Source organism: Sorangiineae bacterium MSr12523 (assembly GCA_037157775.1).
Taxonomy (GTDB): domain Bacteria; phylum Myxococcota_A; class Polyangia; order Polyangiales; family Polyangiaceae; genus Pendulispora; species Pendulispora brunnea.
In genome coordinates this window covers 4078574-4100556 of sequence record CP089982.1, presented here as the reverse complement: position 1 = coordinate 4100556, position 21983 = coordinate 4078574, and the positions used below count along the sequence as shown (strand labels likewise).

20 protein-coding genes are annotated in these 21983 nt (G+C 64.9%); 8 read left to right on the top strand and 12 right to left on the bottom strand.

The genetic code is table 11. The features are described 5' to 3' along the window. Window positions 1-92 precede the first annotated feature (92 nt). From LZC95_16535 to LZC95_16525, 3 genes are read left to right on the top strand one after another with little or no spacing between them, the layout of a single operon-like run. Window positions 93-845: a 1-acyl-sn-glycerol-3-phosphate acyltransferase gene (locus LZC95_16535; GenBank protein ID WXA98432.1), complete on the top strand. Its 753-nt coding sequence runs from the start codon at window positions 93-95 to the stop codon at window positions 843-845. Beyond that, window positions 835-1884, top strand: coding sequence for a diacylglycerol kinase (locus tag LZC95_16530; GenBank protein WXA98431.1), 1050 nt, complete (start codon window positions 835-837; stop codon window positions 1882-1884). Before LZC95_16535 ends, LZC95_16530 begins: the two co-directional genes overlap by 11 nt. Window positions 1885-1895: 11 nt before the next feature. Further along, on the top strand, window positions 1896-4097 hold the full coding sequence (locus LZC95_16525; protein ID WXA98430.1) for an N-6 DNA methylase: 2202 nt from the start codon (window positions 1896-1898) through the stop codon (window positions 4095-4097). Here LZC95_16525 and LZC95_16520 read toward each other — a convergent pair. The 3 genes from LZC95_16520 to coaBC form a co-directional block, all read right to left on the bottom strand. Beyond that, entirely contained in the window at window positions 4090-4638 is a 549-nt protein-coding gene (locus LZC95_16520) for an OmpA family protein (GenBank protein ID WXA98429.1), read from the bottom strand. The two genes, LZC95_16525 and LZC95_16520, sit on opposite strands and share 8 nt — an antisense overlap. A 70-nt stretch (window positions 4639-4708) precedes the next feature. Beyond that, window positions 4709-6124, bottom strand: a complete 1416-nt coding sequence (locus LZC95_16515) for a hypothetical protein (GenBank protein ID WXA98428.1) — start codon at window positions 6122-6124, stop codon at window positions 4709-4711. Window positions 6125-6157: 33 nt separating this feature from the next. Continuing rightward, complete coding sequence (gene coaBC / locus LZC95_16510; protein WXA98427.1) at window positions 6158-7393, bottom strand: bifunctional phosphopantothenoylcysteine decarboxylase/phosphopantothenate--cysteine ligase CoaBC; 1236 nt, start codon at window positions 7391-7393, stop codon at window positions 6158-6160. 51 nt (window positions 7394-7444) lie between these two features. On the opposite strand from coaBC, the gene ychF reads away from it, so the two are divergent. The 3 genes from ychF to LZC95_16495 are packed head-to-tail and all read left to right on the top strand — an operon-like array spanning window position 7445 to window position 10124. After that, window positions 7445-8551 carry a redox-regulated ATPase YchF gene (gene ychF / locus LZC95_16505; protein WXA98426.1) on the top strand — a complete coding sequence of 369 codons (1107 nt, stop codon included), beginning with the start codon at window positions 7445-7447 and terminating at the stop codon, window positions 8549-8551. Window positions 8552-8607: 56 nt separating this feature from the next. Then, on the top strand, window positions 8608-9645 hold the full coding sequence (locus LZC95_16500; GenBank protein WXA98425.1) for a hypothetical protein: 1038 nt from the start codon (window positions 8608-8610) through the stop codon (window positions 9643-9645). A gap of 41 nt (window positions 9646-9686) precedes the next feature. After that, window positions 9687-10124, top strand: coding sequence for a GxxExxY protein (locus LZC95_16495; GenBank protein WXA98424.1), 438 nt, complete (start codon window positions 9687-9689; stop codon window positions 10122-10124). A gap of 81 nt (window positions 10125-10205) precedes the next feature. Here LZC95_16495 and lon read toward each other — a convergent pair whose 3' ends face one another. The 6 genes from lon to LZC95_16465 form a co-directional block, all read right to left on the bottom strand. Further along, window positions 10206-12704 (bottom strand): endopeptidase La, encoded by a 2499-nt coding sequence (gene lon / locus LZC95_16490; protein WXA98423.1) that lies wholly within the window; start codon window positions 12702-12704, stop codon window positions 10206-10208. A gap of 213 nt (window positions 12705-12917) precedes the next feature. Next, entirely contained in the window at window positions 12918-14174 is a 1257-nt protein-coding gene (gene clpX, locus LZC95_16485) for an ATP-dependent Clp protease ATP-binding subunit ClpX (protein ID WXA98422.1), read from the bottom strand. 314 nt (window positions 14175-14488) lie between these two features. After that, window positions 14489-15148: an ATP-dependent Clp protease proteolytic subunit gene (locus LZC95_16480; protein ID WXA98421.1), complete on the bottom strand. Its 660-nt coding sequence runs from the start codon at window positions 15146-15148 to the stop codon at window positions 14489-14491. Then, window positions 15145-16509 (bottom strand): trigger factor, encoded by a 1365-nt coding sequence (gene tig / locus LZC95_16475; GenBank protein WXA98420.1) that lies wholly within the window; start codon window positions 16507-16509, stop codon window positions 15145-15147. The genes LZC95_16480 and tig overlap by 4 nt, the downstream gene beginning before the upstream one ends. A gap of 295 nt (window positions 16510-16804) precedes the next feature. Beyond that, window positions 16805-16987: a transcriptional regulator gene (locus LZC95_16470; GenBank protein ID WXA98419.1), complete on the bottom strand. Its 183-nt coding sequence runs from the start codon at window positions 16985-16987 to the stop codon at window positions 16805-16807. A 77-nt stretch (window positions 16988-17064) separates the two neighbouring features. Further along, entirely contained in the window at window positions 17065-17271 is a 207-nt protein-coding gene (locus LZC95_16465) for a hypothetical protein (protein ID WXA98418.1), read from the bottom strand. Window positions 17272-17418: 147 nt separating this feature from the next. On the opposite strand from LZC95_16465, the gene LZC95_16460 reads away from it, so the two are divergent. Beyond that, window positions 17419-18255 (top strand): AAA family ATPase, encoded by an 837-nt coding sequence (locus LZC95_16460; GenBank protein ID WXA98417.1) that lies wholly within the window; start codon window positions 17419-17421, stop codon window positions 18253-18255. Beyond that, window positions 18252-19184: a ParB/RepB/Spo0J family partition protein gene (locus tag LZC95_16455; protein ID WXA98416.1), complete on the top strand. Its 933-nt coding sequence runs from the start codon at window positions 18252-18254 to the stop codon at window positions 19182-19184. Before LZC95_16460 ends, LZC95_16455 begins: the two co-directional genes overlap by 4 nt. 157 nt (window positions 19185-19341) lie before the next feature. On the opposite strand, the gene folD is transcribed toward LZC95_16455, so the two are convergent. Genes folD through lspA form a run of 3 tightly spaced genes read right to left on the bottom strand, consistent with a single transcriptional unit; the run spans window position 19342 to window position 21951 of the window. Then, the gene (gene folD, locus LZC95_16450; protein ID WXA98415.1) at window positions 19342-20211 is read right to left on the bottom strand and encodes a bifunctional methylenetetrahydrofolate dehydrogenase/methenyltetrahydrofolate cyclohydrolase FolD; all 870 of its coding nucleotides are present in this window, start codon (window positions 20209-20211) and stop codon (window positions 19342-19344) included. Further along, window positions 20178-21116: a prolipoprotein diacylglyceryl transferase gene (locus tag LZC95_16445; GenBank protein ID WXA98414.1), complete on the bottom strand. Its 939-nt coding sequence runs from the start codon at window positions 21114-21116 to the stop codon at window positions 20178-20180. Before LZC95_16445 ends, folD begins: the two co-directional genes overlap by 34 nt. 10 nt (window positions 21117-21126) lie before the next feature. Continuing rightward, on the bottom strand, window positions 21127-21951 hold the full coding sequence (lspA, locus tag LZC95_16440) for a signal peptidase II (protein ID WXA98413.1): 825 nt from the start codon (window positions 21949-21951) through the stop codon (window positions 21127-21129). Window positions 21952-21983: the final 32 nt, after the last annotated feature.

The window sequence follows — 21983 nt, the reverse complement described above, 5'->3', positions numbered from 1 at the left end:
ATATACCGTAGCGATGCCGGGCACCGATGCTACGAGCCGCGTCCAGCAATATCAAGCAAACAGGGTGTTTTTGCTATGCTAGTACTCCGCCCGTGCTTTCATCGCGTCTGTCGCCAGAGCGTGGCTCGCTGGCTCTCTCGCTTCGCACGGTCTACGAGACGTTTGCCATCAGTTGGCCCACGGTCGTCGACGCCGCCCTCGGGCGGGTCCGGAAGGACGTCTGCGACGAGCGCCTGCGTAGCTGGTCGCAAAAAATCGTCGCCCATACCCGCATCCAGCTCGACGTCCGAGGCCGAGAACATCTCGAGAAGAGTCGTTCTTTCCTCGTGATGAGCAATCACCAGTCGCACTACGACATTCCCGTGGTGTTCGCCGTCGTGGGCGGGAACATCCGAATGATTGCCAAGAAGGAACTTTTCAAGGTCCCCGTATTCGGAGCGGCCATTCGCGAGGCTGGCTTCATCGAAATCGATCGGTCGAACCGCCAGCGCGCCGTGGAAAGCCTGGAAATCGCGAAGAAAATGCTCTCCGACGGCGTGCACGTGTGGATTGCCCCCGAGGGCACACGCAGCCGCACGGGAGAGCTCCTCCCCTTTAAGAAGGGTGGATTCAACCTGGCCCTGGAAGCTCAGTTGTCCATTCTTCCCATCACCATCGACGGTACGAAGGACATCCTGCCGCCGGACACGATGCGATCGTACCCGGACGTGAACGTGAAGATCGTCATCCACCCGCCCATCGATGCCCGCGCTTATGCAAGCAATGGTTCGGGTATCGCGGATTTTAAAGCCTCGCGGGATAAATTGATGACGGATGTACGGGAGGCGATCGAACGTGGTTTTTAGCTCGACCTGGCGACGCTCCAACGGAAAGGGCAGCTCCCCCGCGGTGGGTGCTGGCCTCGCCATTTTGGTCAACGCCAACGCCAAGCGCGGCGGACGCCGCATCGCCGCCCAACTCGGACGCGCCCTCCCCGGGGCCCGCATCCGCCTGACGAAGACCATCGACGAGATCGAGGGCTGGCTCAAAACGGTGCGCGACGCGCGCTGCATCTTAGCTGCGGGCGGCGACGGCACGGCCATCGCGCTGCTGAACGCGATGCATCACGTGCTGCCGAAGAACGAAGCCCTCCCCATCGTCGGACTCCTTCCCCTGGGAACCGGCAACGCGTGGGCGCGCTCCACCGGGGCACGCAAGCTGGGTCAGCTCGTGGGCGTGCTCGCGGGACTCGGGCCCGGAACCCTGCCGACGCGGCGCTTCGGGCTGGTCGAGTGCGAGGGCGTGCTCACGGGCTTTGCGGGCTGCGGCTGGGATGCGCAGATCCTCAATGATTACAAGAACCAGCTCGAGGCCTCGCGCGGACCGGGCAAGCGGGTGGCCAAGAGCGTGTACGGCTACTTGGGCGCCATGCTCTTTCGCACGACGCCGAAGCAGCTGGTGAGCGGCCGCCCGCACGTGCTGATCGAGAACATGGGCGACGAGGTCTACACCGTCGATTCGAAGGGCAAGATCGTGAAGATCGAAGGCGTGGGCAACGGCGCCGTTCTTTACGAGGGCCTCGCCAGCGTGGCCGGGTGCGCAACGGTGCCGGAGTTCGGCTACGGCTTCCGCGCCTTCCCCTTCGCGGAACGCCTTCCGGGCTACCTCAGTGTGCGCATCTACGACCGCAGCGCGCTGGGCGCCATTACGGACCTGCACCCGCTCTGGCACGGCACCCATCCTCTGCGCGGCATGCGCGATTGGTTCTCCACGGCCGTGCGGATGACCTTCTCGCGACCCATGCCGCTGCAAATCGGCGGCGACGCCGTGGGCGAGCGGCAGACGGTCGACTACCGCATCAGCGAGCGCACCGTCGAGATGCTCGACTGGCGGTCTCTCAATTAAATGTAGGGGACGTGGCGAGGAGGATCGTTCGACACGCCGGGCTCGATGCGATCACGGATCGCACACGCAACGCGCTCGCCTTGTTGGCGGGAGGCTTCCGCGCACCTGAGGGCCCGGTCCGACCGAAGGCGCTGCACGCAGGGCTAGTCGCCGTCGTCGTTCGCACCGTGTTTTTGCACGTGGCGGGGGGTCTTATGGACGCTCCGCGCACGTGGGAGGGGCTGCTTCAGGCCTTTACGCGGCTCGACGAGGAGCTGCCGGCCGGCGACCGGCTGCTGGGGAGCTTTCCGTTTTTGAGCGCGGCGCACGTGCCCGACGCGATCGTGGAGCGCGTGCTGGACGAGCTTCTGCACGTCGAACGCGACGAGCTCGAGGTCGAGCACCTCGGGACCGTGTACGAGTCGATGATGGGCTACGCCATCGCGGTGGCCGAGGAGCCGAGCCTGGTGGTGCTCTGCCGGCGCAAGGCGGGCGACTCCCAGGTGGGCGTGCTCGTGGGGCTCGCATCGTTGCTCGCGCAATCGCCGCCCTCGCGCAAAGGGAGCTTGCGGCGGCGTGGCATCGAGATGGACGAGAAGCTCGAGGCAGCCATCGAGCAGAGCACGAGCATCGAGGAGCTGGGCGCGGCGCTGCGAAAGCGCACGGCGCCGCTCACGCCCGATCTGCTGCCCGCGGGAACCTTGGCCCTGACGCTCACGCCGGATCGCCGCCGCTCGGGCTCGCACTACACGCCGCGCGCGCTGGCCGACCAAATCGTGGAAGATACGCTGGGCCCGCTCATCGAGGCGCTGGGCGAGCACCCTTCGTCGGACGCGATCCTGCGGCTCAAGGTGTGCGATCCCGCGATGGGCTCGGGCGCGTTCTTGCTCGCGGCGTGTCGCTACCTCGGCGGGGTGCTCGCGCGCGCATGGCACCACGAGAACGTGCCCGACGCTCCATCCCTGGCGGTGCTCGCACGGCGCCTGGTGGCCGAGCAGTGCATCTACGGCGTCGACAAGGATGCGTCGGCGGTGTCGGTGACCAAGCTTTCCTTTCGCCTGCTCACCGAGGGCGGCTCCACGCCAAAGCTGCGGCGTGGCGAATCGCTGGCCGGGCTCGATTGGTCGCGTCAGTTTCCGGAGGTGTTCGCGCCACCGCGCGCGGGCTTCGATGCCTTCGTGGGCAATCCGCCGTGGATCTCCTACGCGGGCCGCGCCGCGCAGCCGCTCGATGCCAAGCTGTATCGCTACTTCACGGAAACGTACGCGAGCTTTGCCGGCTACCGGAACCTGCAGGGGCTCTTCATCGAGCGGTCCGCGAGCTTGCTGCGGCCTTCGGGGCGACTCGGATTCATCATTCCGAGCTCCATGTCCGAACAGGAGGGCTACGCCCCCACCCGCGCGGCGCACGATCGGCTGTGCATCTGCGATGCGAACCTGCGCGATCTGGGCAACGACGCCTTCTCGGGTGTGTTCCAGCCCTGCATGGCCCTCATTTCGACGCGGCGCACGGAGCCGGCGCACGAGACGAACGGCAATGGCAAAGCCATCTGGCCCATCGAGCGGACGGATCTCGATCCGATCGGGCACGCCTTGCTGCGAAAGATGGGCGCGCACCCTCCCCTGCCACCGCACCTGTTCGGCGAGCGCGGGATCCAGACCTCGTCGGGCGATGTGGAGCGCATGCGCGACAAGCCCGATGGGCGGCGCACCCTCGCGCTCCGCACGGGTGGCGACATCGAGCCATTTCTACGGCGGGCGCCGTCGCTCTACTGCGATCCCGAGCGGCTCTCCTGCCGGGTGCGCGCGGGGCAGGAATGGAGCGCCGTGCGCGTGCTCATTCGGCAGACCGCGCGCGTTCCCATGGCGACGCTTTCGGACGGCACGGCGTTCCGCAATTCGATCCTGGCCGGCTTCGCCGACGAGGTGTACCCGGCGACGTTCCTCGCGGCCTATTTGAACGCGACGCCCATCCGTTGGCTCCACTACGTGCGCCATCGCGACGCGCGCCAGGGCATGCCGCAGATGAAGATCGGTCACCTCCGTGCCACGCCCGCGCCGCCCGATGCCTGGCTCATCTCCGAACTGTCGGCCTTCGGTGAGCTCTTGGACGAGCGAAACACGGGCATGGAGGAAGACCTCCAGGAAATGCTCGACGAAATGGTCGCGCAGGCGTTCCACCTCACCGGCGAGGAGCGGGAGCTCGTCACGCGGTGGTGGAAAGAGCTCACTTGACCAGATCGATGTCCACGCGGCGGTCGCGCGCCCAGCTGCCTTCCTCGTCGCCCGTGGCGTCGAGTTCCCCGCGCGAGGTGGCCTTGATCTTCAACAGATCGACACCGCGCGAGCCGAGGTAGCTCTTCACGTTGGTGGCACGGGCGGCGCCGAGCGACAAGTTGTACTCCTCCTCGCCGCGCGGATCGGCGTGGCCCGTGACTTTGAGCGCGCGCCCGCGCAAAGGCCCCGCGGTGAAGCATCGGGCCACCAAGCCGAGGATATGTTTCTCCGGCGAACCGATTTCCTCCGAGTCGAAGGCGAAGCGGGGCGCCGACCCGACCTGAGAGCGAATGGTACAGATGCGGCAGATCTCGTCCGAGACCGAGACCGAGCCGGCGCGAACGCCCTCGGCTCTGCCAGGCGGTTTCAGGGCCGGCGATTCCGAGATGGCGACGGCCTCGGGCCAAACCGATGATGGCGGCAAAGGCCGCGCGCTTGTGCATGCGGCGCATGCGATGAGTGCTGCAAGCGAAAGAGAGCCAAGAAGTGCGATGCGCATGTTTCCCCCCGGTGAAGATGGATGATCCACCCCGGAGTACCATTGCGCACATTGTCCATGCGGTAGACAGCTACGGTTGCGGCGGCGACCAGAAATCGAGGCCGCCGATGAACTGGCCCGGCGCCGTGAATGGGATGGGGCCGAGCAAGGTCGAGTCACCGCCGTTGATCGGGGTCGAGAGGACGATGGACTCGGAGCCACCGTCGGGCAGGGCTGCGGTCGCGGTTCCAACGAGCGACTGCCGGCCATCGAAGACGAACGACTGCGGCGCATTCGGAATGGCCGGCCCGAGCGCGCCCGTGGTGACGTCCCAGAGGAACGCCTCGGAGCCGAAGCCCAGCGCCCAATGGGTCGCATCCGTTTGCGCGCGCGAGAGCGGATACTCTTTCGCCGTCAAGTCGAGCAGCGTTTCCGAGCGCCCCGTGTTCGGGTCGAGGGCATCGACCTGGCGGCGCCGCACCGCCCCCGCGCCCGCATCGGTGGGCGGCTCGTTGCATCCGCCGCTCAGCACGAGGAAGCGGTCGCGCGGCGCATCGTAAACGAGGCCGTTGAAGACGGGGTTGAAGCCGTCGACCGTGAAGGCACCTGCACCTGCATCGCCCGCGTCGCCGGCATCGCCCGCGTCGCCCGCGTCGGCCCCCGCATCACCACCGGTGGGTGAGACGACCGTGTCGGTCTCGACGTCGATGGCCACGATGCGCGGTTTCGCCGTCGTGCAGAGCAGGAGAAAGCGCGTGGGATCGAGCTTGTTGAGGTCGATATTGCCCAACAGAACATAGAGCCGCTTGCGATCGGGCAGGTACACCGCCCCGGCCATGTCGACCCGGCGATCGCTGTCGCTCCCCTCGACGAAGCGCGACAGGTCGATCGTCTTGATGGGCGCCGACGCATCGCCTTGCGCCTCCGGATCGATCACCGCGAGCGCGTTGCGATTGAAGCGCAGCACGTACGCCTTTCCCGCGGGGCCCGAGACCACGGCCACCGGATCCGCGTACTGGTCGCCGCCGTCCGGTCGATCATCGAGCCGCACGTTCCACGAGGGACCACCCTGCCACGGAGCACGGGGATCCAGCTTGCGCACGACATCGATCCGCTGTTCCAAGTTCCATAGAACCGCGCCCGACGGCGCTCGATCGATGTAGGTCGTGCCAAAGCCGGAATACGAGAGCGGCGTCCCCTCGACCGCGCGGGAAGCCAGGTTGTACGCCGTCAGATCGCCCTTGGTCCCATCGCTGAAGGAGAAGAGCAACCATCCCGCCGGGCCCGCGTCGCCCGCATCGCCGGCGTCCCCCGGCGTTTGCGCATCGGCGGCATCCGTCCCCGCATCGCCCGCGTCGTCGGGGGGCAAGGTGGCGTCGTGGCCCGAGTCGGCACCCGAATCGCGCCCAGGCGCGTAGATGATATCGTCCGAGCTGCACGCAAACACACCTGCCCAGGCGCCAATCGCAAAGGACAAACCAGCAACGCAACGCCTCGTACGGGACATGTGAATCTTTTCACACGCTGGCAAGGGCCATGTCTACCGCTTCAGCGCTTCGGCCACGCGATCCAAAATGCGATCGGCGAGGTCTCGCTTGCTCATGTCGCCAAGCGACTCCGCACCCGATGCGGACACCATCGTCGCACGGTTGTCATCGCCCGCGAACGCCACGCGCGCTTCGTTGGCCACGATGAGATCGCACTTCTTCTGCGCCAGCTTGCCGCGCGCGTACGCGACGAGTTGCTCCGCTGTCCCCGTCTCTACGGCGAAGCCCACGAGCACCGGTGCCTTGCCGGCATCGCGCTTCGCCCCCACCTCGGCAAGGAGATCGGGATTCTTCACCAGCGCCAGCGACGATTCGTCCTTGTCGTCCTTGAGCTTTTTCAATTTCACGGGGCTGGTCACCGCGGGCCGATAATCCGCCACGGCGGCGGTCATCACCAGCGCATGCGCCTTCGTGAGATCGTCCCCCAGCGCGCGCCACAAAGCTTCGCGCATGTCGAGCGCCGAGCGCACGTCCACGCGCGCGACCCCAGAGGGCGTCGCCAAGGTGACCGGCCCCGCGATGAGCGTCACCTCCGCACCGCGCAGGGCCGCACGCTCCGCGACGGCAAAGCCCATCTTTCCGGTGGAACGATTGCCGAGGTAGCGCACCGGATCGAGGTCCTCCACCGTCGGCCCCGCCGTGACGACGACGTGCTTGCCCGCGAGATCTTTCACCGCCGGCGCCGTGAGGATGCGCGCCAGCGCCTCGAAAATCTCCTGCGGCTCCGCCATGCGCCCCGGGCCGCTATCTCCCGACGCCACCGGCCCCGACACCGGCCCGACGAACTGGACGCGGCAATCGCGCGCGAGCCCGTCCACGTTGCGCTGGGTCGCGGGGTGCAGCCACATGCGGGGGTGCATGGCCGGCGCCGCCAGCACGGGCCCCTTGGCCGAAAGCGCCAGGGCGGTCACCAGGTCATCGGCGCGCCCGGCAGCCATGCGGGAGAGCAGGTCCGCCGTCGCCGGAACGATGACCACGGCATCGGCCCGCTCGCTGATGGCCACGTGCATTTCCCCGGAAAAGCCGGGATCCCACATGTCCTGGGCTACGGCCACCCCGCAAATGCCGGAAAGCGTCACCGGCCCCACGAAATGGGCGGCGGAATGGGTCATGACCGGAAGAACGGTCGCCCCCGCCTTTACGCAGAGGCGCGCCACCTCCACGCTTTTGTAGGCAGCGATGCTTCCCGTGACACAAAGGGCGATGGTGCGCCCGGCGAGGTCGAACATGGTCGGGATTTAGGGTAGAAGGGCGGCAGAAACCGTGTCCAGAGGAGTCTTATGGGTCTCTCCGTCGGAATCGTAGGCCTGCCGAACGTGGGCAAGTCCACGCTGTTCAATTCGCTCTCCACGGCCAAGGCCGAGGCGAAAAACTTCCCCTTCTGCACCATCGAGCCGAACGTCGGCGTCGTGGCCGTGCCCGATCCGCGCCTGACCGCGCTCGACGGCATCGTGCACGCCGACCGCATCGTGCCAACCTCGATTCAATTCGTGGACATCGCCGGCCTGGTGCGCGGCGCCTCCAAGGGCGAGGGCCTGGGCAACCAGTTTCTGAGCCACATCCGCGAGGTCGACGCGATCGTGCAGGTCGCGCGCTGCTTCGAGGACTCGAACATCATTCACGTGGAGAACCGTGTCGACCCGGTGGGCGACATCGCCACGGTCACGACGGAGCTCTGTCTGAAGGACCTCGACACGGTCGAGCGCCGCGCCGACCGCGCCCGCAAAGCCGCCAAAGGCAATGTGCCGCTGGAAAAGCTGGCGCTGGAGATCTGCGAGCCGCTGGCCAAGCACCTCGACAGCGGCTTCCCCGCGCGCACCTTCAAGCTTCCCGACAACCCCGACGCGGCCATCGTTTTGCGCGACATGCAGCTTTTGACGGCGAAGCCCGTGTTCTACGTGGCCAACGTCGACGAAGCGTCGCTGAAGGCGCTCGATTCGAACCCGCACTACGTGGCGCTGAAGAAGCACGCCGAGTCCGAGGGCAGCGTGATCGTCCCCGTCTGCGCCGCGCTCGAGGCTCAAATTGCCGAGCTGGAGCCGGAAGACCGGCCCGAATTTTTGGCCGAGGCAGGGCTGAAAGAGCCGGGCCTCTACGCGGTGGTTCGCGCGGGCTACGAGATTTTGAAGCTTCTGACCTTCTTCACCGCCGGAAAAATGGAGGTGCGCGCCTGGACGACCACCATCGGCGCACGCGCCCCGCAGGCCGCGGGTGTCATCCACACCGACTTCGAGAAGGGCTTCATTAAGGCCGAGGTCATCTGGTGGGAGGACTTCGTCAACCTGGGAGGCGAGTCGAAATGCCGCGATGCCGGGAAGCTCGCCATCGAGGGCAAGGAATACGTGATGCGCGACGGCGACGTCGTGCACTTCCGTTTCAACGTCTGATGTAATCTTCGGGGGGGCCTTGCAGTAAACGCTTAGCGCGAGGGGATTGTGCGACGATGAAGCCAGCGAGTCGAAGTTGGGCATTTCTGATGCTCATGGTGCTCGCCCTGGCGGTGAGCGCCGTGGGCTGTCCGTGCGTTCGCAACGCGGTCAATGCCGACGCCGGGCTGCGCTGGTGGCTCTTCTCGAACTTCGGGGCCTCCAAGGTATGCCCCGAGATGCTCAAGCGCGGCGTGCCCCTCAAGGTGGCCATGATTGGCCCCAACAGCGTGGGCCGCTTCTTTCCGTCGCAGTGCCAGGTCCACGTGAACGACCAAGATCACTCGATGGTGGTCGACGTGACCGGCTCGGGCTACGTGGTCCTGCCCTTCACGCGGCGCGTGGGCTTCTATTGCGGCGTCTCCATCGAGTACCGGCCCGACTTCAAGCTGTTGGAAGACGCGACGTACGTCTGGGGCCGATACAGCCGGGCCATGCGCGCGCCGGATCTGCGACTCTTGGGCGTGGAAAACCAGGTCATCAATCTGGCCACGCAGACGCAATGGGGCGGCGATCTGGCGACGGTTCTGGGCCGCGGCGTTCTCGAAAGCGAGATCGCGAAGGGCTTCACGGTGGTCCGGCTGGACGATGGTGACGACTTCACGCTGGGCATCCTGAATCCGCCCGAGCGCCCGAAGCGCTACTTCAAAGGCATCGGCGATCACGTGGTGCTCGAGAGCAATGTGACCGATCTGGCGACCGCCTCACGCGACTACCTGGGCCCCTTCACCATCGAGCAAAACAACGCCGCTTTGTACGCGCGCCTACGGGTAACCGGCGCCCCCGCCGATTACATCCTGGTCGACCGCCAAACCGGCGACAACTGGCGCCACGACTACGAAGCCGCCCGCCCCATGGGCCCGAACCCCGGCCCTTCCATCGCCTACGGCCAAGCCGCCCCCGGCGAAACCAGCCGCGCTTTCCCCGTCGAACCAGGCTCCTACTACCTCGTCGTCGAAAACCGAGCCCCCGCCGCCGTCGGGCTCCTAGGAATGCCAATGCCTTTCGAAGCGCGATCGACGGTGACATACTCGGTGGAATCGAGCTCGCGCTAACCGAGCGCAACAAGCGCGGCTAGGCGGTCGACCTATGAAGAGTGAACCGCCAGGACGCCAGGGTCGCCAGGATCGCCAACGGAATACCCAGGGAGCCTGGGGTTGAGATTGATTGCCTTGCGGGCGGGGTCATCGAAGCAGCACTCGAGGTGCATGCCAATCTGGGTCCCGGCTTCTCGGAAGGCGTCTACGAGCGAGCGCTTGGCATGGAGCTAACACTGCGCGGCATCCCTTTCGTCTCACAGGCGCCGTTGGCAGTCTCTTACAAGGGCAACCTCGTCGGGGAGGTCCGCCTTGATATGCTCGTTGCTGATTGCCTCGTCGTCGAGCTCAAGGCGGTCGAGGCGCTGAACTCTCTTCACGTAGCCCAAGCCGTCTCCTACCTGAAGGCAACGGCACTCCCACTCGCTCTCCTCATCAACTTCAATACGCGCTTGCTACTGCGAGGGGTACGACGCGTAGTCCTAACAAACCACTAGCCGTCACCCCTGGCGATCCTGGCGCCCCTTGGCGTCCTGGCGGTTACCTTCTTCCTATTTTATCACCGAGCCCACCCCCGCTCAGTGGGGCGTGCCCGCGGGCTCGGGGTCGACCACGGGCGGGGGCGCTTGCACGCGAGGGGCGCCGGGGCCGCGGACGACGAGTTCGCCGTCGACGTATTGCCACGACTCGCGCGGCTTGCCGAAGACGGAATCGGGATCTTCCAGGCATAGCGCCTCGCGAAGGACCTCGTCCATGTGCTCGACCAGCACGATCCTCGTGGCGCGCAGCACGCGGCGCGGGACCTCGCGCAAGTCCTTGCGGTTCTCGCGCGGCACGATCACCGTGGTGATCCCGCTGCGGTGCGCTGCCAAAAGCTTCTCTTTCAAGCCGCCGATGGGCAGCACGCGGCCGCGAAGCGTGATCTCGCCGGTCATCGCCAAGTCCCGCTTCACGGGCACCTTGATCAAGGCGCTGGCGAGCGACGTGGCCATCGTCACGCCGGCGCTCGGGCCGTCTTTGCGGATGAATTCCGGGAAGTGAACGTGCACATCGACCTTTTGATAAAAGTCGGTGTCGAGGCCTAGAATCTGCGCGCGCGAACGCACGTAGCTCATGGCCGCGTGGGCGCTCTCCTCCATGCCTTTTTCCAAAAGGCCCGTGATGGCGAGCTTCCCCTTCCCCGACACCACGGCCACCTCGCAAGCCAGAAGCTCGCCGCCGCCGTTGCTCGTCACCGAAAGGCCGTTGGTGAGCCCGATCTCGTCGTGCTCTTCCTTCTTCCCGAGACGGTACTTCGGAACGCCCAGGTACTTCGGAATGCTCTTCGCCTCGACCACGATGGGCTCGAGCGCCTTCGTGTCCCCGTCGTCGCTGCCAGCCTTCTTCGAATCGTTCACCACCTGGCGCGCCACTTTGCGGCAGATGCTCGCAATCTCGCGCTCCAGCGAACGCACGCCGGCTTCCCGCGTGTAGTGGTGAATCACCGTCCGAATCGCGCTCTCGGTCACCGTGAAGTCCACGTTCTCGAGACCGCACTCTTTCTTTTGCCGCGGCACCAAATACTTCACCGCGATATTCAGCTTTTCGAATTCGGTATATCCCGACAGCTGAATGATCTCCATTCGGTCCTGCAAAGGCACCGGAATGGCCGAAAGCGTATTCGCCGTCGTAATGAACATCACGTCGGACAAATCGTAATCCACGTCCAAATAGTGATCATTGAACGTGTCATTCTGCTCGCCATCCAGCACTTCGAGCAGCGCCGCCGCGGGATCGCCGCGGAAGTCGGTCGACATCTTGTCGACTTCGTCGAGCAGGAAAACGGGATTGTTCGTCCCCGCCTTTTTCAGCGATTGAATCAACTTGCCCGGCATTGCGCCGATGTACGTGCGCCGGTGGCCGCGAATCTCCGCCTCGTCGCGCACGCCGCCCAGCGATAGACGCACGAATTTGCGCCCCGTGGCCCGCGCGATGCTCTTGCAGAGGCTCGTTTTGCCCACGCCCGGCGGCCCCACGAAGCACAGAACCGGGCCTTTGAGCTTCTTGGTGAGCGCCTGCACCGCCAGGTATTCGAGAATGCGTTCCTTGATGCGTTTGAGGCCGTAATGGTCCTCGTCGAGGATCTCCTCGGCCGCGCCGAGATCGTAATTCTCCTCGCTCTTGTCGTACCAGGGGAGGCTCAGAATCCAATCGATGTAATTGCGAACGACGGTCGCCTCGGCGCTCGTCGGGTGCATCATCTTGAGCTTTTTCAGCTCTTTCTTGACCTTCGCGGTGGCCTCTTTGCTCATCCGCTTGGTCTTGATTTGGTCTTCGATCTCCTGAATCTCGTTCTTGAACTCGTCGCGCTCGCCGCCGCCCAGTTCCTTCTGGATGGCCTGCATTTGCTCGTTCAAGTAGTATTCCTTCTGCGTCTTCTCCATCTGCTTCTTGACGCGAGAACGAATCTTCTTTTCGACCTGCAGGATCTCGATTTCCGCCTGCATCAATTCATGGAGGCGCTCGAGGCGTTTGGAGGCGTCTTCGCACTCCAACAAGGCTTGCTTGTCGGCCAGTTTGATCGTCAGCAGATTGGCCACGATCATGTCGGCCAGGCGCGCCGGGTCGTCGACGGATTGCACCTCGACGAGCACCTCGGGCTGCACCTTCTTGTTCAATTTGACGTACATCTCGAAGGCCGCCTGCGAGCTTCGCATCAGCGCTTCGACTTCCACCGTGCGCGTGCCCGTCTCGGCGATCTCCTCGGCCTCGACCAGGAAGAACTCGTCCGTCTGCACGTAGCGCCGCACACGCGCGCGCTTTACGCCCTCGACCACGACCTGCACGGTGCCGTCGGGCAGGCGCAAAAGCTGGCGCACCGCGCCCAGAGTGCCGACGGAAAAGATATCGTCCGGCACCGGCTCGTTGGCCTTGGCGTCCTTTTGCGCGGCCAAAAAGATCTCTTTGTCCCGCACCATGGCCGCGTCGAGCGCATTGATCGAACGCTCTCGCCCCACGAACAGCCGCGTCCCCATGTGCGGGAACACCACGATGTCCCGAAGCGGCAAAAGCGGCACTATCCGTCTTTTATTGTTCATGGTCTTCGCGTCGCCATCGGCCTTGAAAAACATTGAAACCCTTTTTTGCCACAGCTCATCGCCCGGTTCCACCCAAGCGGGCTGGCGCACCGTGAAATTGCGGCGCCCCTGCCCTCGTTTCCACAAACGCCAACGTGCCCACGTCCGCCCCCGCCAGGGTTCTGGGCGGGAACAAGGGCATGGGCACGCTTACGCAAGGGAGACGGCAAACGACTACGCGAGTTCCGCTTCCTTCGTGTAGACGATGAGCGGAGCGTCGTTCTTCGTGATCACGTCGTCGTTGATGACGACTTCCTTGATGCCGCTGCGCGACGGGATGTCGTACATGATGTCCAGCATCCCCGCCTCGAGGATGGCGCGGAGACCGCGGGCGCCGCTGTTGCGCTCCAAGGCTTCCTTGGCCACGGCGGCGAGTGCGCTCTTCGTGAACTTCAGCTTCACGCCGTCCATCTCGAACATCTTCTGGTACTGCTTCACCAGAGAGTTCTTCGGCTTCGTCAGGATGTCGATGAGGGCTTCCTCGTTCAGCTCGTGCAACGTCGCCAGCACGGGCAGACGGCCGATGAACTCGGGGATGAGGCCGAACTTGAGCAAGTCCTCCGGCTGCACCTGCATGAGCAGCTCGCCGAGCTTGAAGTCCTTCTTGCTCTTGATGTCCGCACCGAAGCCCAAGGTCTGCTGGCCGATGCGGCGCTGCACGATCTGCTCGAGGCCCACGAAGGCGCCGCCGCAGATGAACAGGATGTTCGTCGTGTCGACCTGCAGGAAATCTTGCTGCGGATGCTTCCGCCCGCCCTTCGGCGGAACGTTGGCGACCGTGCCCTCGATGATCTTCAGGAGCGCTTGCTGCACGCCCTCGCCGCTCACGTCGCGCGTGATGGAGGGGTTGTCGCTCTTCCTGGAAATCTTGTCGATTTCGTCGATGTAGACGATGCCGCGCTGCGCACGCTCGACGTCGTGATCGGCGTTTTGCAGCAGCTGCACGATGATGTTCTCGACGTCCTCGCCGACGTAGCCGGCCTCGGTGAGCGTCGTTGCGTCCGCAATGGCGAACGGAACGCTGAGGATCTTCGCCAAGGTCTGCGCGAGCAGCGTTTTGCCGCTTCCCGTCGGGCCGAGCAACAAGATGTTGCTCTTGGAGAGCTCGACGTCGTCGCTCGAAACGCGTGAATCGATGCGCTTGTAATGATTGTGAACGGCGACCGCGAGCACCTTCTTCGCCCGCTCCTGCCCGATCACGTAATCATCGAGGATCGATTTGATTTCTGCCGGCTTGGGAACAGGCGTCGAACCCGCATAGGGCTCGTCCTTTTCAACCTCCTCGGCAATGATGTCGTTGCAGAGCCCGATGCATTCATCGCAAATGTAAACCGTCGGGCCGGCAATGAGCTTCTTCACTTCCTTCTGGGATTTTCCGCAGAAGGAGCAGTTGAGATTGCCGTTGGTGTGGTCGTCCCGCCTGCGCTCCAAGTGTCGCCTCGCTCAAGTCCGAAAATGAGAAACGTGTAAAACGTGAAGAGGTGACGAACCCTACGTTCCGTCACGTCGACATAAACCTGATGACCGCATTCACAACTGCGTCGCCAACGCCACAAAGCTTAGACTTGTCACTTGCTCATCGCAAGCTTGCGCGCGCGCGTTGTTCGCGACTTTTCGAAAAATCTCCGAAAAATCCTTAGCGCGCGCGCCGCCTCCGCTTCGGCCAGCTGGCGCGAGATACGGACAAGAAAAGTCCGTTCTCGCTTACCTATCACCCGTCCAACCGGCGCGCGTTGCCCGACGCTTTACTTCGCGTCCTTTTTCTTGGGGACGAGCACTTCGTCGATGATGCCGTATTCCTTCGCCTGCGCGCCGCTCAGATAAAAGTCGCGATCGATGTCCTTGAGGATCTGGTCACGCGGCTTGCCGGTGGCCGACGTCAGGATGTCCGCAACGACGTCCTTTAGGTGGCGGATTTCACGGGCTTGAATCTCGATGTCGGTCGCTTGACCACGCGCACCGCCAAGCGGCTGGTGAATCATGATGCGCGCGTTGGGCAACGTCACGCGGCGCCCTTTGTGACCCGCGGCGAGAAGCACTGCGGCCATCGACGCGGCCATGCCGAGGCACATCGTCGATACGGTCGAGCGAACGTGCTGCATCGTGTCATAAATCGCCAGGCCGCTGGTGACCACGCCGCCGGGCGAGTTGATGTAGAGCATGACCTCTTTGTCGGGATCCTCGCTCTCCAAAAAGAGGAGCTGCGCGATCACGATGTTGGCCACATCGTCGTTGATCTCGGTGCCGAGGAAGACGATGCGATCCTTGAGAAGGCGACTGAAGATGTCCCAGTTGCGCTCCCCCCGGTGGGTGGTCTCGACCACCGTCGGATAGATGATGTTTCCCGCGTGCGTGCGCTCAAGCAGCTCGACTGCCTGAGTTCGGTTCTCCGGACGCTTGCTCATGTGTTGGCCGTCTCCGTGCTTTCTCCAGAAGCCTCTGGAGAATCCTTAGCCTCTGACGTACCCGCGGGCAAATCCGCCGCGGGAGCTGCGTCCACAATCTTGGATTTGCCTTCGAGCAAGTCCAGGATCTTATCTTCGAGAATCATGCCGATGAGGATGTCGCGCTTGCCCTTCTCGCGGTACTCCGCGCGAACTTTGGCAACGTTCTTCCCCGTCTCTTCGGCCAACTCGGCGATGCCCTTCTCCAGGTCTTCGTCGGTGACCTTGATCTCGAGCGTCTTCGCGATGTGCGCCATGAGCAGGCCGGCGCGGACCTTCTTCTCGGCGTCGGCGTGGATGGCGCCGTGGAGCGAAGCCCACTGCTCCTGCGTGATGGGCTGACCGGCGCGACGCGCCTGCTGCAGGATCTGCGTCTCCATCAGCTTGCATTGCTGCTGCACGAGCGACGGGGGAACCTCCACCGGGTTCGCCTCGTTCAACTTTTCCACGATCTGCTCGGCAATGGCCGTATCGACCTGGTCTTTGGCCGACTTCTGCAGGCGCGTGTGCACGTCCGCGCGGAGCTCGACCAGGGTCTGGAACTGGCCCACGTCCTTCGCGAACTCGTCGTCGAGGTTCGGGAGGACCTTCTCCTTGATCTCGTTGATGGTGATCGCGAACACGCCCGGCTTGTCGCGGAAGTCCTCACGCGGGTGGCGATCGGGGAACTGGGCGGTTACCTCGAACTTGTCGCCCACGTTCTTGCCCGTGATGCCGGCGTCGAGCTCCGGAAGCACCTGCTTCGAGCCCAACTCGAGCTGCACGCCCTGGCCGCCACCGTCCTTGATCTCCTTGCCGTCGACCGACAGCGTGAAGTCGATCACCACGATGTCGCCGCTCTGGGCGGGGCGCGCGGGCTCGGGCGCCTTCAACGTCGCGAGGCTCTGACGAATGCGCTCGATCTGCTCGTCGACCATCGCATCGGTGATCTCGGCCTGGGGACGCGTGAGCTCGAAGCCCTCGTACGTCACCGACTCGATCTCGGGCGAGACCTCGAAGCGGGCCTTGTACGAGAACGTCTCTTTCGAGTCGACCTTGCCGGCTTCCACCTCGGGCGTGTTGATCGGCGTCACGTTCTTCTCCGTCAGCACCTGCGGGAGCGTGGTGTTGACGATGTTGTTCGCCACATCGTTCTGCACCTGCGGTCCGTAGAGATGCGACAGGACGCTGCGCGGCGCCTTACCCGGGCGGAACCCTTTCACGTGCGCCTTCTTGGCGAGGTTCGTGTAGGCCTTGTCGACCTCGGTCTTCACCGTGTCGGCGGGGATTTCGATCTGAAGCTCCAGAATGACGGGAGAGATGCGGGAAACTGTGACTTGCATGTTTGTTCCTGAGGACGATTTGGCCGGCTTAGGTTCCAGAGGGCTCGCCACCATACTGCGGCGGGGGTTGTCGTCAAGCTGGGAACCATGCGCAAAACGCCCCGCTCCCGCTCCCCCTCCCCCTCCCGATCTCATCGTGAGATTCCACGGGAGCGGGAGCGGGAGCGGGAGGGGCACAAAAAAAGAGCGCCCTCCGATCGAGGCGTGACCGGAGGGCGCGAGGGTTTCCGGGAGGAGAAACCCTAAGTCGGGCAAATGGGCAGGCGGATGCCTGGAGCGTGGCGGCGCTGGCCGCTCAGTCGTCCTCGTCGTCGTCCGTTTCGGCGTACTCGTCGTGCTGGTCGTCGAAGAGCATGTCGCTGCCCTCGAACACGGTTTCCTGCATCAGATCTTCGAGGGAAAACCCGACGCGGTAGTCCGGGCGCAACTCTTCACGTTGGAAGTCCTCGATCGTGCGGTAGTTCTTCGGTACAGGCATGGGATCTCCCGGGCGCTAAGAAACGACGTGTCGACTGCTCATAACGAGGGCTAACGGGGCTAACGAGGCTAACGAGGCTAACGAGGCCGGTGCTGCTGCAGAGGAGGCGTCGCGCCGTTGTCGAGAGGACGGCGATCCAATCGAACGACGCTGGCGAGGCCGACAGGATGGGAGAGAGAAGAGGCGCGACGCGGATTCCAAAAGGTCCGCTGCATGACGGCGGCCCGGCCGGACGAGGCGTCATCCTCGAGGCACACGAATATTTGACGGAAGCTGGCCCGCATGGTGGTCCCCTCTTCTCCTCTTCCATGGGGTCGGCACACCGTGGTATGCCGTCCACCCACATCTCGGCACAACATACTACGGCGGATGAGGAGGTCAAAAAAGCGCGTCCGCTTTTCGTTGCTGCGCCGTGATAGACCTCCGCCTCAATGCCCGCCCGCCCTTCTGCCAGCGCCTCGAACAAGCGATCGGCCACCGCCGCAAAGCCCGGCGACCCGCGGATCATTGCGGTCGTGAACCAAAAAGGAGGCGTCGGAAAGACGACCACCGCCGTGAATCTCGCGGCGAGTGTGGCCGCCGCCGAGCGCAAGACGCTCTTGCTCGATCTGGATCCGCAAGGAAACGCCAGCTCCGGTGTCGGTGTGCGCCCGCGCACCGTGGAGCGAAGCGTCTACGATTGCCTCATTGGCCGCGCGAGCTTCAAAGAGGTGCTCGTGGAAACGGAGGTCAAGGGACTCTTCGTGGCGCCGGCCACGCAGGATCTCGTGGCCGCGGAACTCGAGTTGGTCGACGATCCGGAGCGGGCGACCCGCCTCAAGACGGCCCTGTCCGATTTGCTGACCCGCGAAAAATTCGAGTACGTCTTCGTGGACTGCCCGCCGTCACTGGGCCTTCTCACGGTGAACGCCCTCACCGCGGCGAACCGCGTGCTGGTGCCCCTGCAGTGCGAGTATTATGCGCTGGAAGGCCTTACGCACTTGATGGCCACGATCGATCGCATCAAAAATGGCACGAACCCCACCTTGGAGGTGGAAGGCATCGTGCTCACCATGTTCGACGCGCGGAACAACTTGGCCCACCAAGTGGCCGATGAAGTGCGAAAGCACTTTCACGTGTTCGACTCGATCATTCCGCGCAATGTGCGCCTCTCGGAGGCGCCGTCGCACGGTAAGCCGGTACTCCTGTACGACGCCCAATCGAAGGGGGCGCAAGGCTATCTGGGCCTGGCCCACGAACTACTGCGAGTCAAAGCTGAATCGTCATGAGTGAAAAAAGCGTCTCCTCGGATACGAAAAAACGCGCCTTGGGCCGGGGCCTCGATGCCCTCCTGCCGGTCGCGCAGCCGCCCGCCCGGGGCTACGGCGACAAGAGCGTCTTTCTCTGCGCCCTGGAGAAGCTCTCGCCGCAAAAGGGACAGCCCCGCAAGGTCTTCGAGAAGACCGCGCTCGAGGAGCTGGCCGCCTCCATCAAAGAGCACGGCCTGCTCGAGCCGCTGGTGGTGCGCCGGGTCGACGGGTCGGATCGCTTCGAGATCATCGCCGGCGAGCGGCGGTGGCGGGCCTCGCAGAAGGCGGGCCTGCACGAAGTGCTGGTGGTGGTGAAGGACGTCTCGCCGGCGTCGGCCTTCGAGCTGGCGCTGATCGAGAACGTGCAGCGCGAAGACCTGAACGCGATCGAGCTCGCGGAGGCGCTTTCGCGTTTGGTGCAGGAGCACGGCTACACGCAGGAATCGCTGGCCGAGCGGCTCGGGAAGGACCGCACCACGATTGCGAACAGCCTGCGCTTGATGAAGCTACCGCCGCGGGTGCGCGATCAGGTCATCGAGGGCGCGCTCACCGAAGGACACGCGCGCGCGTTGCTCGGCGTCGTCGAGGGGCCCGCGATCGAGCGGCTCTCGGAAAAGGTCATTCGCGGCCGCCTCAGCGTACGCGCCACCGAGGCGCTCGTGCGCAAGGAGAAGGACAAAGAGAAGGCCGCCCTGGGCGACACCTCCGCCAACGGGAAGAAGGCGCCCGACGCCGCTGCACCGCAGGTGAAGAGCAGCTCCGTGCGGGACCTCGAGGCGCGCCTCACCCGCCGCCTCGGCAGCAAGGTGGAAGTGCGCGACGTCGGCAACAAGGGCGAGCTGGCCATCCCCTACGCGGATCTGGACCAGCTCGATCGCATCTTGGAAAAGCTGCTGGGCGGCGACTAAGTCCGCGCGGCGCGGGCGTGTGCGGCATGGAGCGCCGGCATCCTGCCGGCGGTTAGCCGGCTTCCAGCCGGCGACGCGCTCGACGAGCCACCTGGAAGGTGGCGGACCGCCGGCAAGATGCCGGCGCTCCATTCCTCGCTCGACGTCGTGACGGCGACTAGCGCGCGGCGCGGGCGTGTGCGGCGGTCAGTGTATTCTGCAACAAATACGCGATGGTCATCGGACCGACCCCGCCGGGGACCGGGGTGATGGCCGATGCGATCTCCGCGGCCTCGGCGTAGGCGACGTCGCCGACGAGCTTCGTCTTGCCGTTGCCGGCGTCGACCCGGTTGATTCCGACGTCGATGACCACGGCGCCCGGTTTGACGAAGTCGCCGCGCACCAGCTCGGCCTTGCCTACGGCGGCCACGAGCACGTCGGCCTCGCGGCACACGGCGGCGAGATCCTTGGTGCGGGAGTGCGCAATGGTGACGGTCGCGTGCTCGGCGAGGAGCAGTTGCGCGACCGGCTTGCCGACGATGTTGCTCCGGCCGACGACGACGGCGCGGGCCCCCTTCAAGGGCACCTCGGCGAGCGCGAGCAGCCGCATGCAGCCGAGCGGCGTGCAGGGAACCAGGCGGGGGCGTCCCGCGGCGAGGAGGCCTGCGTTGACCGGGTGGAAGCCGTCCACGTCCTTCGCCGGGTCCACCGCATCGAGCACGCGCTGCTCGTTGATGGATTTGGGCAGCGGGAGCTGCACCAGGATGCCGTCGACGTTGTCGTCCGCGTTGAGACGCTCCACCAAGGCGAGCACCTCGTCCTCGGGCGTCGAGGCAGGGAGCACGTGCAGGCGGCCCTGCATGCCGACCTCGTTGGAGGCCTTCTCCTTGTTGCGCGTGTAGACCTGGCTGGCAGGGTCGTCGCCGACCAGGACGACCTCGAGCCCCGGCGCGCGCCCGTACTTCGCCTTGAAGGCGGCCACGCCCTCGCGCACTTCCGCCCGCACCGTTTCCGCTAGCTTTTTACCGTCGAGAATTCGCGCTGCCACCTGGACCTCCCTCGATGCACCGCCACCGCGGCGAGTGCCAGAACGATACCGAGAAGCTGGGACGTGGACAGGTGCAGCATGCCGCCGCGGTCGTCGTCCCGCCAGAACTCGATGATGAAGCGTGCCACTGCATACAGGAACAAAAACGCCGCGAACACCTGCCCGTCGTAGCGTTTGCGCGGGTGGACGTAAAAGAGGCAAAACGCCGCGATGCCCAGCGACACCGCCGACTCGTAAATCTGCGTCGGGTGCACCGGATGGCTCCACGAAGCGTAGCTGTCGAGTACGTGCGCCTTGAACTGACCCTCGCTGGCAGGACTGCGCGGCGGGAACGAGAGGCCCCACGGCGCGTCCGTGCGGACACCATAGCAGCAACCCGCGAGCAGGCACCCCATGCGACCGAATCCCAGGCCGAGCGGCACCGCGAAGCCGGCCATGTCGGCGGCCTTCCAGAACGGGAAGCGATCGCGCTTCAAGAGGAACCACGCGGCGGCGGAGGCACCGATGAGGCCCCCGTAATAGGTCAGTCCGCCCGCCCAGAACTTCGCCCAGGCGAAGCAGTCCGTGGTGCCGGGATGGCATACGCCGCGCGCCGCATCCCAAACGCCGCCGCGCGCGGCCGAGATGCACTCGGCCTTTTGAAAGGGCCAATCGACCTTCGAGGGGTCGATGCACAGGTGCACGTAGTCCCAGAAGTACCCGTCGGCGACGACGTGCAGCAGCCGCGCACCGGCCACGCCCGAGATGAGCATGGCGATGCCCAGATCGACCATGACGTCGGTGTTCTCGCCGATGCGGCGCGCCCAGAGCGCGGCCAGGGCCGTGGCGAGGAGAAAGCCCGTCGTCAGAAGCGTGAAGTACGCAGGAAACCCCACCCCAAAGAGCGAGAAGAGCTCCGGGCGCACGGGGTTTTCGTCACTCCGCCGACTTGGACGCTTCCGGCGGGGCGGGTTCCTGCGCCGTTTCCACCGTCTCCACGGGCGCAGGCGGAGCTTCGACCGGTGCGGGCGGCGCCACGAAGATGGGCTCCACCTCATGACGGCGCGGCTTGCGCGCCGAGAACATGTCGATGGCCATCAACGCCACGCCGACGCAAATCGCGATGTCGGCCACGTTGAAGGTCGGCCAGTGATGATCCTGCCCCTTGTAGACGGCATGCACGTCGATGAAGTCGATGACGTGGCCGTAGCGGATGCGGTCGAACACATTGCCCAGCGCGCCGCCGAGCACCAGCGGCAAGCCCCACTTGAGCGCGCGCTGCCGCGGCTGAAGGCGCCGGTACAAGGTGACGATGAACGCGATGGCCGCGGCCGAAACCAAGAGGAAGAACGGCCGCCGGACGTTTTCACTCGTCGACTGCAAAAGGCCCCACGCTCCACCGCGGTTCTTCGCGAGGATGAACGCGACGTGGTTTTCCCAGACGTGGATGATGCCGGGGTACCCATCGAGCGTACGCTCCGCCCAAAGCTTGGTCGCCACGTCGGCCACCAGCGAGATGACCGAAACAATCGCGAGAAAGACGTAGGACGGCGAACCACTACCCTCGGCGCCGGGGATGGCCCCCGATGAGCCGAACGGCACACCGAGCCGCGGAACATCCGGCGCAACCTCGGCGGCGGCCCCAAAGCTCTCAAGAGAAGCGGGCGTAGAGAGAGACTGGAGAGACTGCGCCTCGGGCGCACTCGTGTCCGCCGCCGGGGCGTCGGCAACGGTGGTGCTTGATGTGGTGGTTTCGTCCATTGAATTCCAGGCCGCGGGATAGATACGCAATT

What these genes read in the sequence shown, in the direction of transcription:
- LZC95_16455 (WXA98416.1), top strand. Translation starts at nt 18,252, where the DNA reads ATGAGTGAAAAAAGCGTCTCCTCGGATACGAAAAAACGCGCCTTGGGC.
- ychF (WXA98426.1), top strand. Translation starts at nt 7,445, where the DNA reads ATGGGTCTCTCCGTCGGAATCGTAGGCCTGCCGAACGTGGGCAAGTCC.
- LZC95_16520 (WXA98429.1), bottom strand. Translation starts at nt 4,638, where the DNA reads ATGCGCATCGCACTTCTTGGCTCTCTTTCGCTTGCAGCACTCATCGCA.
- LZC95_16470 (WXA98419.1), bottom strand. Translation starts at nt 16,987, where the DNA reads ATGCCTGTACCGAAGAACTACCGCACGATCGAGGACTTCCAACGTGAA.
- coaBC (WXA98427.1), bottom strand. Translation starts at nt 7,393, where the DNA reads ATGTTCGACCTCGCCGGGCGCACCATCGCCCTTTGTGTCACGGGAAGC.
- LZC95_16500 (WXA98425.1), top strand. Translation starts at nt 8,608, where the DNA reads ATGAAGCCAGCGAGTCGAAGTTGGGCATTTCTGATGCTCATGGTGCTC.
- LZC95_16460 (WXA98417.1), top strand. Translation starts at nt 17,419, where the DNA reads ATGCCCGCCCGCCCTTCTGCCAGCGCCTCGAACAAGCGATCGGCCACC.
- lspA (WXA98413.1), bottom strand. Translation starts at nt 21,951, where the DNA reads ATGGACGAAACCACCACATCAAGCACCACCGTTGCCGACGCCCCGGCG.
- LZC95_16465 (WXA98418.1), bottom strand. Translation starts at nt 17,271, where the DNA reads ATGCGGGCCAGCTTCCGTCAAATATTCGTGTGCCTCGAGGATGACGCC.
- tig (WXA98420.1), bottom strand. Translation starts at nt 16,509, where the DNA reads ATGCAAGTCACAGTTTCCCGCATCTCTCCCGTCATTCTGGAGCTTCAG.
- LZC95_16480 (WXA98421.1), bottom strand. Translation starts at nt 15,148, where the DNA reads ATGAGCAAGCGTCCGGAGAACCGAACTCAGGCAGTCGAGCTGCTTGAG.
- LZC95_16515 (WXA98428.1), bottom strand. Translation starts at nt 6,124, where the DNA reads ATGTCCCGTACGAGGCGTTGCGTTGCTGGTTTGTCCTTTGCGATTGGC.
- lon (WXA98423.1), bottom strand. Translation starts at nt 12,704, where the DNA reads ATGAACAATAAAAGACGGATAGTGCCGCTTTTGCCGCTTCGGGACATC.